Origin of the sequence: Nostoc sp. UCD121 (genome assembly GCF_014222285.1) — a bacterium.
Taxonomy (GTDB): domain Bacteria; phylum Cyanobacteriota; class Cyanobacteriia; order Cyanobacteriales; family Nostocaceae; genus Nostoc.
Genome location: NZ_JACKZS010000207.1, coordinates 1 through 13,278 on the forward strand (window position 1 = coordinate 1; position 13,278 = coordinate 13,278).

The 13,278-nt window shown below is 41.3% G+C and carries 11 protein-coding genes and 1 pseudogene; 8 read left to right on the forward strand and 4 right to left on the reverse strand.

Annotated elements, in window-relative coordinates:
* Nucleotides 1–960, forward strand: a 960-nt coding sequence (locus GNF10_RS29515) for a response regulator (RefSeq protein ID WP_185607316.1), incomplete at its 5' end; no start/stop codon positions are given.
* Nucleotides 961–1,066: 106 nt separating this feature from the next.
* Here the strand turns inward: GNF10_RS29515 and GNF10_RS29520 are convergent.
* The 4 genes and pseudogenes from GNF10_RS29520 to GNF10_RS29535 form a co-directional block, all read right to left on the reverse strand.
* Nucleotides 1,067–1,548, reverse strand: a pseudogene (locus tag GNF10_RS29520) (Rpn family recombination-promoting nuclease/putative transposase); the annotation flags it as partial.
* Between the two features lie 255 nt (nt 1,549–1,803).
* A complete protein-coding gene (locus GNF10_RS29525) occupies nt 1,804–2,286 on the reverse strand; it encodes a hypothetical protein (protein ID WP_185584419.1) in 483 nt (160 codons plus the stop codon).
* A gap of 255 nt (nt 2,287–2,541) precedes the next feature.
* The gene (locus tag GNF10_RS29530; protein WP_185584421.1) at nt 2,542–3,084 is read right to left on the reverse strand and encodes a hypothetical protein; all 543 of its coding nucleotides are present in this window, start codon (nt 3,082–3,084) and stop codon (nt 2,542–2,544) included.
* A 113-nt stretch (nt 3,085–3,197) separates the two neighbouring features.
* Nucleotides 3,198–3,650 carry a cupin domain-containing protein gene (locus tag GNF10_RS29535; protein WP_185584423.1) on the reverse strand — a complete coding sequence of 151 codons (453 nt, stop codon included), beginning with the start codon at nt 3,648–3,650 and terminating at the stop codon, nt 3,198–3,200.
* Nucleotides 3,651–3,855: 205 nt separating this feature from the next.
* Here GNF10_RS29535 and GNF10_RS29540 point away from each other — a divergent pair, with 205 nt between their 5' ends.
* From GNF10_RS29540 to GNF10_RS29570, 7 genes are all read left to right on the forward strand, one after another.
* The gene (locus GNF10_RS29540) at nt 3,856–5,418 is read left to right on the forward strand and encodes an ATP-binding protein (RefSeq protein WP_185584425.1); all 1,563 of its coding nucleotides are present in this window, start codon (nt 3,856–3,858) and stop codon (nt 5,416–5,418) included.
* A gap of 106 nt (nt 5,419–5,524) precedes the next feature.
* Nucleotides 5,525–5,899: a response regulator gene (locus tag GNF10_RS29545; protein WP_114082561.1), complete on the forward strand. Its 375-nt coding sequence runs from the start codon at nt 5,525–5,527 to the stop codon at nt 5,897–5,899.
* 418 nt (nt 5,900–6,317) lie between these two features.
* The gene (locus GNF10_RS29550; protein ID WP_221643631.1) at nt 6,318–7,214 is read left to right on the forward strand and encodes an IS4 family transposase; all 897 of its coding nucleotides are present in this window, start codon (nt 6,318–6,320) and stop codon (nt 7,212–7,214) included.
* A gap of 504 nt (nt 7,215–7,718) precedes the next feature.
* Nucleotides 7,719–8,000: a Nif11-like leader peptide family RiPP precursor gene (locus tag GNF10_RS29555; protein ID WP_185584426.1), complete on the forward strand. Its 282-nt coding sequence runs from the start codon at nt 7,719–7,721 to the stop codon at nt 7,998–8,000.
* A gap of 241 nt (nt 8,001–8,241) precedes the next feature.
* Nucleotides 8,242–8,532, forward strand: a complete 291-nt coding sequence (locus GNF10_RS29560; RefSeq protein ID WP_185584428.1) for a Nif11-like leader peptide family natural product precursor — start codon at nt 8,242–8,244, stop codon at nt 8,530–8,532.
* Nucleotides 8,533–8,990: 458 nt separating this feature from the next.
* Nucleotides 8,991–12,299 (forward strand): type 2 lanthipeptide synthetase LanM family protein, encoded by a 3,309-nt coding sequence (locus tag GNF10_RS29565; protein ID WP_260446184.1) that lies wholly within the window; start codon nt 8,991–8,993, stop codon nt 12,297–12,299.
* Between the two features lie 542 nt (nt 12,300–12,841).
* Nucleotides 12,842–13,278: leucine-rich repeat domain-containing protein (locus GNF10_RS29570; protein WP_185607317.1), on the forward strand; the 437-nt coding region annotated here is incomplete at its 3' end.

A 13,278-nucleotide genomic window follows, 5' to 3' on the forward strand; every position in this document is an offset into this window, starting at 1 on the left:
TCCCCATTCCTTCACTTTGAAGTCGAAGATACTGGACGGGGAATAGCACCAGAAGAAATGAATAACTTGTTTCAGCCTTTTGTCCAGACAACAAGTGGTATCCAAACCAAAGAAGGAACTGGACTAGGACTGACAATCAGCCGTCAATTTGTGCGTTTGCTGGGTGGTGATATTTACTTAACGAGTACCCCTAGACAAGGATCTATTTTTAGCTTTGACATCCAAGTAAATTTAGCCGCAGCATTGAAAGTTTCACCAAGGTTGAATAAGGGACGTGTGATCGAGCTAGCAGCAGGCCAACCCTCTTACCGGATTCTGGTAGTGGATGACCGTAAAGAAAACCGCGATTTAATTGTGCAACTTCTTAGTAGCATTGGTTTTGAAATTAAGGCTGCGAATAATGGACAAGAAGCGATCGCAATGTGGCAAACTTGGCAGCCTCATCTTATTTGGATGGATATGCGGATGCCTGTAATGAACGGCTACGATGCAACTAAAGAGATTAGAGCGAGGGAAAGAAATACAAATACAAATCACCGCACTGTAATTATTGCCCTAACTGCCAGTGCTTTTGAAGAACAACAGGCGAGTATCTTAGCCGCAGGTTGCAACGACTTGGTTCGTAAGCCATTTCGTGAGCAGATAATTTTTGAAAAGATAGCTGAATATTTGCAGGTGCTATATATCTGTACAGAAGAAAGCAGTGAAGATGCAACAGACAACAATTTAAAGAATATTCAATTTTCCATTTTGGATCTTCGCTCTGCAATTACCATTATGCCTGCCCAATGGGTAACAGAACTTAATCAGGCAGCCGTTGAAGTCGATGCCGAAAGGATTTTTCAACTAATTGAGCAAATTCCACCAACACATTCTACTTTGGCAGAAAAATTGACAAATTTAGTCCGAAGTTTCTGCTTCGATGAAATTATTGATGTAACGGAAGAAAATTGTAACTGAGCCAACTTAACGTTAAATAGGCGGTTAGAAACCGCGTTTACACGAGGCTTTACCCACGGAGGTGGGTTTCAAACACTCAATTCTCGCCCAATACAGTTCAGTTAAGCATGAGCGCACTGGCAACGGGGTTTTCTTGCTGTAAAAAATCGCGCCAGTTTAATTGATTGAGTTGAACCAACCCATAGTTAAATTCCAGAACATTTTTATCTGGAAATTCCATCCGGTAAATATTTTTTTGGGGTGTGCGGGGAGCGTCATAAGAAAAAACTACAATTGGATATACAGGTAAAGCATATTTTTCAAACAATCGCGCAAAGTAACGAAACATTCTGCGTCCAAAATCAGCTTGTGGATATGACTGATTTTCGATATGCACAAGAAAAAAAGTTTTTTGTTCTCGAAATCTTACTTGTACTACTAAATCAGCTTCGTATTGTTCGCCAGCAGTGACATCGGTAAATACTTCTTTGTCCAAGAATTTCAATGAGTCAGGTTCTAGATAAGTAATTACCTGGGGAAAAATAATTCTAAAAATTCTATAAAAAATGTTGCAATCAGTTCTTTAAATAAACGGTCGTGGTCAATCATGTTAGTACTGGTTTACCTATAAGTTGATTCTAAATCATTGCCTTTGCTCCTTTATTCACTTCTGTTATTTACCATAACTAAAGAGCTATGCCCGCCGCAGGCATAGTTCTTTAGTTGCAAACGTACTTAAATTAAAGAAATTAATATAGCAATTCTGAATCATTCGCGATCAACAAGATCCCCGATTTATTTGAGAAGCCGAGGATCTGCGGTTTGCGAGAATTGCAAACCAAATAGGATTGCTATAAATATTTATCAACTTGTTGCTAAAGCTGGTTGTGCCACAAAATATTTTAGATTTTCTTGCTGAGTGGCGAATTTCAAATATTGAGATGCCATTTCTGGTGTTAGCAATTCAATCATTAATCTATTTTCCACCCAGAACTCAATCACATCAAAGAAAGAATCGCGGTTACAGCGCACTACACGCCAATCTTCACGGACACCGATTTGTTCAATTTCTTTTTGGCTGATGGGTACAGAAATAGCTGCATGAATATCTGTGTACATAGAAGTAATTGCAGTACGGACAAATACGCATTCTTCATCATTTTCACCAGGTTCAATTTGAGAGCCTAAAGGATAGAGTTCAATGGCTGTACCGTATTCATCAAAAGGTATAACCATATAGCTTCCTGGGTTAGGAGGAAATGGAACAGCTTGTGCTTTTAAGATTTCCGCTAGAACTTGAGCAACATGGCTAGGGTTTCTAACAGCAATTGAAATATGGTGAATCATGGGATAACCTCAGTTCGATATTTTATAGATTACGAAGCAATCGGGGAGAACTAGGGGAGAGAAAAAATGGATAATCCAAGATGTATTGCAATAGGGTTCGGTTAAGGCAAGAGACGCGATAAATCGCCATCTCTACAAGGTTTCTGGGTAACGCATATTTAATTTCTGGAGATGCCTATTGTAGAGACGCAAAATTAGACTGGGACGGAACCCCGCTACTCGCTTTCGCATCTCTACATTCTTTTAAACAGATATCTATTGAGGTCGCCCATAGTGAGCTAGACCCTTGCCATCGGGGGTCGCAAGCAATAGAACTTGCTGCCCGGATTCATTTGTCTCAACCGACCACTCGTAAGTCTCAGCCTTTGCCGAATTGCGGCTGGAGTAGGTGCGCCCGCTATTGCAGATTTGCCCTTTGGATGTGCTGTCGCTAGGTTGAAAAGTCAGGCGTTGACCTTCAATCTTAACTTTGCCTTTTTCCTGTATGAAGAGATTAGATGCACAGTTATAAGTGGTGATTTGAAGCAGCCGATTTCGCTTGTAGTTTCCGTTAGATGCGAGTTGAAATTGATCGCTTGAACCATTTGGGGCTGCTGGCCGACCTGTGTAGCTGTCTTGGTATTGGATAGACGAGATTCGACCGTACCGCCACTCGCCCTGGAGTTCGGCAGGTACTCCAGCATCATTTTTACTCGCTTGACTCGCGCTTGGGTAAAAAACAAGGCTAGCGATAATTCCCAAACTCAGCGCACTACTAGTTAAAAGGTGGGTAGCTTTTGGTTTTGTTATTGAGTACATATTGCTTTCTAGAAATAGATTTATTTATCAAAAAATGCAAATTCTGCGTGTTTATATATAGCTTTTCTCCGTAAGGGCGTACTAGCTGTACACGCTACATCCAAACGAAAGATTCACGCCAGAAATCGCAATCCATATTTGTTCAAAAGAAGCTGTATTTTGTCCATGTTTGGCGATGGGCTATCTGCGACTTGACCCATTTCTTCATAAAAGTTTTTCGCACCTTGAGGTGCAATTAAAACCAGAAATTTAGCGGTAGCAGAACGAATCTTGAAGGCGTGTGGTGCATTATGAGGAATGTTAACAAAAAAGCCGATTGATGCCAAAATAGTTTCTGTACCAACTTGGATATCTAGTTCTCCTTCGAGAATATAAAATGCCTCTTCCCAAGGGTGAGTGTGCAGTGGTGGCCCATTTTCTTCTGTGTCTGTAATTTCATAAATTTTCCAAGCTTGATTTGTCTCTTCACCAGTTGCTTTGGTTGTAAATTGTCCACCCATAATTGAAAATTGATTACCTTCTCCTGGTGCAAGAATAATTGGTTTACGCATGGTTGAAGTTTGCATACAAGTTACTCCGTACTGTGTAATTTGGTAGGTGTGAGCTATTAATTTGATTCGATGCTTTTAAGATTAAAAATTAATCGGGGAGAACTAGGGTAGATAAATGGGTAATTGGGATTTCTTTTGTAAATGATTATTAAGACCTAGGACTAAGGTTACAATTTCTAGAAATCATTAGTAGCCTATTCTGGCTAAAGTCGATATTGCCATGCCTAAAGAGTCGCTCAACTTTCCCAAAGCAGACATACTGGTGATTGATGACACGCCAGAAAACCTGAATCTCTTGTCTGCCATGTTGACGGAACAGGGATATAAAGTTCGGAGTGTAACTAAGGGTTCTACGGGTTTACGAGGGGCAAATGCAGTTCCTCCCGACCTGATTTTGCTGGATGTGAATATGCCGGAAATGAATGGGTATGAAGTCTGCGAACATTTGAAGGCAAGCGATCGCACTCGCAAAATCCCGGTAATTTTTATCAGCGCTTTGGGTGATGTGCTAGATAAGGTGAAAGCTTTTGCAGTAGGGGGGGTGGACTATATCACTAAGCCTTTTCAACTAGAAGAGGTTTTAGCACGAATTGAAAATCACTTAACGATTTGGAAGCTGCAACAACAACTCCAAGCCCAAAATGAGCGGTTGCAGCAGGAAATTCACGAGCGCGCCAAAGCAGAAGAGAAGTTTGCTAAAGTTTTTCGCTCTAGTCCTAATCCGATCGCGATCGCTACAATCTCAGATGCTCGTTTTATTGATGTCAATCCCAGTTTCTTGAAGATGAGCGGCTACTCTCTAGACGAAGTGATTGGAAATACTGCTACTGAACTTAATTTGGGTAAAAACACAGTCGCGATGTCTAACGACAAGCCGGTAAGCGTCTACGCTCAAACAATTCAACTTCTACCAGAAACTGGGTCACTATACAATCTAGAATTTGAATTTTCAACTAAGTATGCAGAACTCAAAACCATACTAATATCTCTCGAATTGATTGACTTAGCTGGAGTACCGTGTGCTTTATTAATTGCCAATGACATCACCGAACGCAAACGCCTAGAAAACGAATTTATCTCTTTAGTCAGTCATGAATTGCGTACACCTTTAACTTCCACAATGGGAGCATTAGATTTATTGGGTTCAGAACAACTGGGAACTCTGAATGAACAAGGCCAAAAAGTTCTAAGCATTGCCACCACTAATACTGAACGCCTAATTCGTTTAGTGAACGATATTCTCGATTTAGAGCGGATGAAATCGGGCAAAATCTTCACGCGGAAGATGAAGTACAACGCCGCAGACTTGCTAACTACCGCCACAGAAGCGATGCAAGCAATGGCAGATCAATTTCAAGTCAAATTGATCATAAATCCTGTAGAAGTTGAACTTTGGGCAGATCCCGATCGCCTGCTGCAAACCCTGACTAATTTACTGAGCAACGCTATTAAATTTTCTGAACCAGGAGACACGGTGTATATAAGTGCCACTCTCTCAGAATCTCAAGGCGTTGAGCCTAAAGAAAATGAGCCTTTATTACCCAAATACCTTTTGATTACTATCAAAGATCAAGGGCGAGGAATTCCTGAAGATAAACTACAAATAATTTTCGAGCGCTTTCAGCAGGTGGATGCATCCGATTCCCGCAACAAAGGAGGAACAGGTTTAGGACTTGCTATTTGCCGAGATATCATCCAGCAACATGATGGCAAAATCTGGGTTCAAAGCACTTTAGGTGAAGGTAGCACTTTTTATGTACTGCTACCTTTACCAGTGCAATAAACTGCTTCTAACAGCTTAATTCTTCCCTACTTTTCCCCGATCTGGCTTTAGAATAGCTCAAGAGCGATCAAGCAAATCAGCACATATATTTTGTAAGAGTGCCATTATGAACAGAAATATCTTGATTGTTGATGATGAAGAAGATGTGCGGGCGATCGCTAAGTTGGGATTAGAAATGGCTGCTGGCTGGAATGTATTGACAGCAAGTTCTGGTCAGGAAGCTTTGAAGGTAGCTGCTACCCATAAACCAGATGTCATTCTACTAGATATGATGATGCCTGATATGGATGGGCGTGCAACTCTGCAACAACTGAAAGCTAACCCCGCCACTAAGAAAATTCCAGTAATTTTATTAACAGCTAAACTCCAGCAATCAGATCGAGAGAGTTTTACTGATATGGATGTCGCTGCTATTTTTGCCAAGCCTTTCCGTCCATTGAAACTAGCAGAGCAAATCAATGAAGTACTGGTTGCCCTTTAGTTTTAGATAGGACTGACGCAAAAACCCTCTCAAACTCTCATTCCTCAGTGACCTCTGCGTCCTCCGTAGTTCGTTTTCCGTTACCTGTACGTAAGTCCTATTAGATTCATAATCCTTTCAACTCGTCGTTATAGAGGCTCTAGCTCTGGTTACACAGTTAGGGCTAAGATTCAGTTCCCGTGTCGCCAATTATTTTCCACCCAAAAATTGGCATTGCTGAATTCAGGTATGAAAATGATTTCAAGGGGCGACAATCGCTTCTAAACCTCGCCAGCAAAAGGTTTTGGGCGTACAGACCCCTTGAAAAAAGTGGGTACTTATTGAGAATAAACTGTACGGTTATTAAGCAGCTACCTGTAGGGTACAGTTTAATGGTAAAAAAGAACGGTCTCGTAATTTGACCAAGACCGTCATCATAATGCTGGCATCATTCTACCAAAACTTCTTAGAAAAATATCTGAATAAAGCACAGTTAATCACGCTAAAGATGTTGGTGTGGTTATTACAAAATCAGAAACAAGTGAGAATAGAAAGACTGGCAGCGACTCTACCTTTACCTATACAACAAAATAGTCGTAGACGGCATATACAAAGATTTTTAACACTAAATGCCTTGAGTGTAGTATTGTTGTGGTTTCCTATCATTGAAGCAATAATTAACCGACATTTTCAAGTAGGGTCACAATTAGCCATTGCAATGGATAGAACACAGTGGAAAGAAAACAATGTGTTGATGGTTAGCGTAATTTACCAAAAAAGAGCGTGGCCAATATATTGGTGTCTGTTAGAGAAAGATGGTTGCAGTAATCTCACTGAACAGCAAAAAGTATTACGCCCAGTAATTCGTTTATTAAAAACGTACAAATTAGTGATTATTGGAGATAGAGAATTTCACAGTGTAGAACTGGCGCATTGGCTCCAGAATCAGAACCTCAGTTTTGTATTTCGTCAGAAAAAGGATACTACTTACCGCCAAAAAGGGCAAAAATTTCAGCCTTTAAGTAGCATTGAGATTTATCCAGGCATCCGCCAGTTTTATCCCAATGTTAAGTTTACTCAAAAACGGGGTTTTGGTAGGTTTAACTTAGGAGTTTACTGGAAACGAAAGTATAGAGGTAAACAAGAAAAAGAAGCTTGGTACTTATTAACTAATTTACCTGATTTAAACACTGCCCTCAAAATATATGGTCAACGTTTTGGCATTGAAGCGATGTTCAAAGATTGCAAAACAGGTGGTTATAATCTAGAAGCTTCTCAAGCCAACCCTGATAGACTTGTACGTTTGATTTTCTTAATTGCTGTCTTCCTTGACTAGTGCTTGGTTACATGGACAAAGGACTAAATTTCAAAAACAAGAATCATATATTTGTCGTAGCCAAGAAAAAAATAGAAATCAAAAACGTCACAGTAATTTCTGGATAGGTTTATATGGTCAAAATTGGATAGTAGCTTGGCATGAGTGTCAAGCATGGGTCGAGGAACTGGTCAGTTTCATTCGCAATAAGAAAGCATATTATCAGCAAGGTTTAAGGGCTATGAAGCTTATACAGCAAGCTCTTTAGCTCGCTTGTCGCCCCTTGAAGAAAATGATTTTACGTGATTTCAAAACCCTTGTAGAGACGTTGCAATGCAACGTCTCTACACCAAGATCCATATATCTAATCAGCAACGCTAAAAAATTTTTCTGCTATTGCAACTATCTCCCCTACTTCTCCCCGATTCTTCTCTAAATTCAAATCAGAAGAGCAGAGAACACCGCACAAAACAAGTGTAGAATCTCTGCGGTTTAGATAAGTCAACCAAAACGGAGGATAGACGGATGTTACACCAAATTAAAGAATTACTGCAAAACGCTCAATTACAACAGCAAGTAAAAGCAGCAACTAATCAAGCAGAAGCTATGAAAGTATTAGCGATCGCTAGTGCAGAGAAAGGTTATAACTTCACAGTTGAAGCCATTTCTCAAATGCTGGCAGAACTAACCTTTGTAGACTCCAACGAACTGAGTGAAGAAGAATTACTTAGTGTTAGTGGTGGAATGATGGCTGATAGTGCGCCTAAGCTATGTCATACAGAAGGCTGTGGTGGCGGACACTGCTAAAAAAGATATGTAGCTTCTCTTTCTCTCTGGCATTGTAGCCTCCAAGGTCAGGTTGTTTTTCTAAAACAGCTTTTTATATCCAACTTTCCCAATATTTTAATTTGGATAATTTCCATACTTGGTACTGAGCTTAAACTCAGGAAGAGATGCTGCATAACAAATTCCCTCTTTACTTTTTTAATCAAGAAAAAGAGGGAATTCTATTAACAATTACTATCACCAACTCTGAGAAAATACAATTATGTTGTCACAAATTCAAAGCCTACTCCAAAATAGCCAACTACGCGAGAATATACAAGCAGCAGTTACCCAAACAGAAGCCATCAAACTGTTGTTAATTGCCAGTGCAGAAAAAGGTTATACTTTCACAGCCGAAAGCGTAGCTCAAATGCTGGCAGAACTGACCTTTGTGGACTCAAGTGAACTGAGCGAAGAAGAATTACTCAGTGTTAGTGGCGGTGCAATGGCTGATAGTGCGCCCAAACTATGTCACACAGCCGGCTGTGGTGGCGGACACTGCTATCTCTCGTAATTCGTAATTTTTGGTGAAATATAGGACTCAGACTTGATTTTTGAAAACATACTGAAACTGAAAAGACAGTTTTATCTTAAATTTGTTCAAAAATCATAATATATGAGTCCTATAATCCGCCAAATAGTCAAGTTTTTGGTCTTTATCTGTTGTGAACTTGTACCCCGACTAATTCAATTAAGAATTACAAGTTATTTTAATTATGCCTAAGTAGGTAGACATAATTAAATATAAAATAAACTCCTAGTTTGTAGTGAGCGATTTATCGCTCAGAGCAAGGATTATCAGGACTAAAGTTCTTACTACAAATTTTAAATCTATTTATGCTTAGATACTTACCTAATTAGTACTTAATTTAAAACTTATTTCAGACGAACGCTATTGGTATTAATACCAACTATTAAAACGTAAACCAGAATTGATACTTACCTTTTAACTCCATCATGAGAAATCCAGCTATGGTTCAACAAATTGTTCGCTTATCCCAACAGAAAACATCAGACGATTTAAGAGCGATCGCAGCCAATGCTAGCTTTATCTGGGAACGGCTTGATGAAAGCAGATTTGCAATTGATGTCGAGCAAGTAAATGAACAAGAAATTAACCGTCGTAGACATCGCTGGTGCGAAGTTGCAGCAGAAGGTAAATGGGATACGTTGCACAAACGCTTACAGTGGGAAGGGCTAGACCTCGATACTGTTAGTTCCAAATTGGGAGCCATTGAGTTACTTGCCGATCAACCTTTGCCTGAGTGGGCAGAAACCTTGCAGCAAATCATCCAAACCGCTACAGGATTCAATTCTGCAACCGAAGTATTTCTACCAATCGATTCACAAAATCCGATTACCTTTGAAGATATCCTTTTGCCTGCTATCTTAGTAGCCAGACAGCAATTACTGACTCGCTGCGACAGTCAATTCACCCAAGATTGTCTTCCCTTATCGATTCTTTCCCACGACGCTTACAGTTCTCTAGAACGTGGTCTACTGAAACGATTAGCAGGGATTTGCACTAAGACATTAGATTTTGAATTTTCTCAGGTGCGTCCCTTTGGTCAAAGCTTGCTCGGCTTACTAGGACTGGAAGCACAAAACAATAACACTCATTACACCAAGTTTGTTAATCAACTCCTAGAAGATGGAATGCTGACGTTCTTCCAAAAGTATCCAGTTCTCGGTCGGTTAGTGGCAACAGCCGTCAATTTTTGGGTTGAGTTCACTGCTGAATTTATCGAACGTTTAGTTGCAGACAGGATAGATATTCAACGAACTTTTGATGAAGCGATCGCTCCATTTTCTCAAAACAAAGTCGCCGAAATTCAAACATCCCTTTCCGATGCACACAAACGCGGACGAACGGTGATTTTGCTCACCTTTGAGTCAGGACTTAAACTTGTTTATAAACCCAAAGATTTAGGATTAGAGGTTGTCTTTAACCAATTTTTGGATTGGTGCAATCAACACAGCAATCTTTTAGATTTTAAAGTAATTCGGGTGCTGGAGCGCAACGGTTACGGTTGGGTAGAATATGTTGAACAGTTGCCTTGTGTTGATGAAGCAGCTGCGAAGCGATTTTATCAGCGTTCTGGGATGTTGTTGTGTGTGCTTTACGCTTTGCGCGGAACAGATTGCCATTACGAAAACTTAATTGCCAATGGTGAACATCTGGTGCTGATTGATATGGAAACGCTGCTGCACCACGAACCGAATCTCATTGAAGACTCACCGCTTACCCAAGATTTAGAAACAACCGCCACACGACAATTTTGGGATTCCGTACTCCGCACCGGACTTTTACCGCGTTGGGACTTTAGTGGCGATCGCAGTGTCGCTTATGATATTAGCGGGCTAGGCAGCACAGATCCTCGACTATCTCCCCGCAAAGTCCCACGCTGGCAGAACATTAATACAGATAATATGCACCTGTTATCTGAGCCTGTAACCTTGCCGATTGGGAAAAATGTGCCGTTATTGGGTGAAGTTGCTTTGTCTCCAAACGATTATCAACTCCAAATCACCACTGGGTTTGAGCAGATGTATCGCTTTTTGATGGCGCACAAAGATTTCTTAATTTCACGCCAAAGTTTGCTATCTGCTATGCAAAATCAGCAGGTGCGTTTTATCTTCCGCAACACCCGCATCTATGGCATCATCCTTCAAAAAGCTTTAGCACCCGATTACCTCAAACACGGTGCAGATTACAGTATTCAACTCGATGTTCTCAGTCGTGCTTTTCTAGTTGCTCAAAATAAACCGAACGCCTTTCCTGTTTTGAGCGCGGAACTACGAGCGATGGAACAATTGGATATTCCCTTCTTCACGGCTAGTGCGGTGGTTGATGAACTGAGTTTAAACGGTTCTTCTTCCATTCCCAACTACTTCAAAAAATCCAGTTACCAAGACCTGCTCAACCAGTTACAATCTCTAGATGAAATTGACCTAGCTCGACAAGTAGCGATTATTCAAGGCTCCTTCGATGCCAAGATTGCAACCACCTCCAGCCGCCAAGGTGGACAATGGCAAGGCGAATCGTTACCGTTGCTAAATTCGGAACAATTGATTGCTGAAGCCAAGGAAATCGCCACTCAACTGGAAACCAGAGCCATTTCTGATCCTGATGGCAGCGTTAACTGGATTGGCTTAGACTTTGTGCCTCGCGCCGAACGATATCAACTGCAAGTATTAAATAATTGTCTTAGTGACGGACGTTCTGGAGTTGCTTTGTTTTTAGCTGCACTGAGTCAAGTAACTGGTGATTCCCGTTACCGTGATTTAGCATTGAGGACAGTGCAATCTCTGCGTCGTCAAATCCACACCATTGAACCCGAAACTTGGGAACGCATGGCTCGTTTCATGGGCGTTGGGGGTGCAACAGGTTTAGGATCGATGATCTATAGCTTGGTGAAAATTAGTCAATTCCTCAACGATGCAACGCTGTTGCCAGACGCTCAAGTATTAGCCAATTTGATGACACCAGAACTAATTGCTGCTGATGAACACTTGGATATTATGAGTGGAGCAGCTGGGGCAATTTTAGGGTTATTATCTCTGCATCAAGCCACAGGAGAAGCAACCGTTTTAGAAAAAGCGATCGCCTGTGGACAACATTTAATCAACCGTCAAGTTAGCCACAATGGTGCGCCCAAAGCTTGGCATACTTATTGGGATAAGCCCTTGACTGGCTTCTCTCATGGAGCCGCAGGCATCTCTTATGCTTTGCTCAGACTTTATGCCGCCACCTCATCGGGCAAATTCTTAGAAGCAGGTTTAGCAGGAATTGAGTATGAGCGTAGCGTTTTTTGTCAGTCCACTGCCAACTGGCCAGACTTCCGTAGAATGGGACAATCAGGACAACCTGACTTTGCAAATAAGTGGTGTCATGGTGCAGCCGGCATTGGTTTGGGACGCTTAGGCAGTTTGAGAATCGTGGAAACGCCGGAAATTCAACAAGAAATTGAAATCGCTCTCCAAACTACTCAGAATTTTGGCTTACAAGCGATCGATCACTTGTGCTGTGGCAACTTCGGCCGGGCCGAAGTACTGTTAGTCGGTGCAAAAATCTGTTCCCGTCCTGATTGGCATCAAATTGCTCACCAGAATGTAACAAATGTTGTGGCTAGAGCCAAGCGAACTGGAGCTTATCAACTGTTCCCCAACTTACCCAATTCTGTATTTAATCCTGGCTTTTTACCCGGTATATCTGGAATTGGTTATCAATTACTGCGTTTGGCTAACAATGACTTGCCTTCAATATTGTTGTGGGATTGAGCTTGTTGTTAATACTCAAAAACAGCTTTTGACCTTGCGAATTTTAGATTTTGGATTTTTGGGGGTACAAGCCCCACCCCCAATACGGTTCGGTTAAGGCAAGAGACGCGATAAATCACCGTCTTTACAAGGATCAGTCCTTTGTAGAGACGGCGATTTATCGCGTCTTTATGATCTAGGGCGTGTCATCAAAAAACCTTATCCGAACCGTATTGGCCATATTTAGGACTCATAATGCACCGATAACTACTGGATGCCTAAGTCACGAGGGTGATTTACTGGCTTAGGCATCCAGATAATCTGGTATTTTTCCCTAATCAGTTAAGATAAGTAGTCAGACAGAATTAATTACACAATGTCATTGCGAATAGAGCGTACCCCTACGGGGAAGCAAGCTACGCGGTAGCGTCTCCAAGAGTTGCGGAATGAAGCAATCCCAGCCCTTGTGATTGCTTCATTCCGGTCGCAATGACTGTAAATATTTTTGTCAGACTACTTAATCTTCATCAACCTTCTTTCCTTTTACCCTTCTCCTTGGAATTATGACGCAGGATGAGTTATTGGTACTGATAGATCGCGCTGTGACTGAGGGTTGGCAAGAGTTAGACCTGTCGGGACAGGAGTTGACTGAGTTACCTGTGGAAATTGGTAAGTTGCAGCAGCTTGAGTCTTTGATTTTGGGAAAGAAGGTTGAAGGTTATGAACGAGTAGGAGGCCGCAATCTCGAAAAGGTTTCAGGCAACAATTTAAAAACGCTTCCACTCGAACTGTTGGGTTTGTCTAATTTGCGTAAGTTGGATATTAGTGGCAATCCTTTAGAGAGCATTCCCGATGTGATAACGCAAATACTACATTTAGAGGAACTGATCTTAATTCGCGTAGAGCTAACTGAAATACCTGATGCGATCGCTAAATTAACCAATCTGACGCAGCTTGACCTCAGTAGCAACCAAATAACCCAGATTCCAGAGGCGATCGC

Excerpts from the sequence above, each read along its gene's own strand:
- GNF10_RS29535 (WP_185584423.1), bottom strand. The coding sequence starts at position 3,650 with ATGCAAACTTCAACCATGCGTAAACCAATTATTCTTGCACCAGGAGAA.
- GNF10_RS29545 (WP_114082561.1), top strand. The coding sequence starts at position 5,525 with ATGAACAGAAATATCTTGATTGTTGATGATGAAGAAGATGTGCGGGCG.
- GNF10_RS29540 (WP_185584425.1), top strand. The coding sequence starts at position 3,856 with ATGCCTAAAGAGTCGCTCAACTTTCCCAAAGCAGACATACTGGTGATT.
- GNF10_RS29550 (WP_221643631.1), top strand. The coding sequence starts at position 6,318 with ATGCTGGCATCATTCTACCAAAACTTCTTAGAAAAATATCTGAATAAA.
- GNF10_RS29565 (WP_260446184.1), top strand. The coding sequence starts at position 8,991 with ATGGTTCAACAAATTGTTCGCTTATCCCAACAGAAAACATCAGACGAT.
- GNF10_RS29530 (WP_185584421.1), bottom strand. The coding sequence starts at position 3,084 with ATGTACTCAATAACAAAACCAAAAGCTACCCACCTTTTAACTAGTAGT.
- GNF10_RS29560 (WP_185584428.1), top strand. The coding sequence starts at position 8,242 with ATGTTGTCACAAATTCAAAGCCTACTCCAAAATAGCCAACTACGCGAG.
- GNF10_RS29525 (WP_185584419.1), bottom strand. The coding sequence starts at position 2,286 with ATGATTCACCATATTTCAATTGCTGTTAGAAACCCTAGCCATGTTGCT.
- GNF10_RS29555 (WP_185584426.1), top strand. The coding sequence starts at position 7,719 with ATGTTACACCAAATTAAAGAATTACTGCAAAACGCTCAATTACAACAG.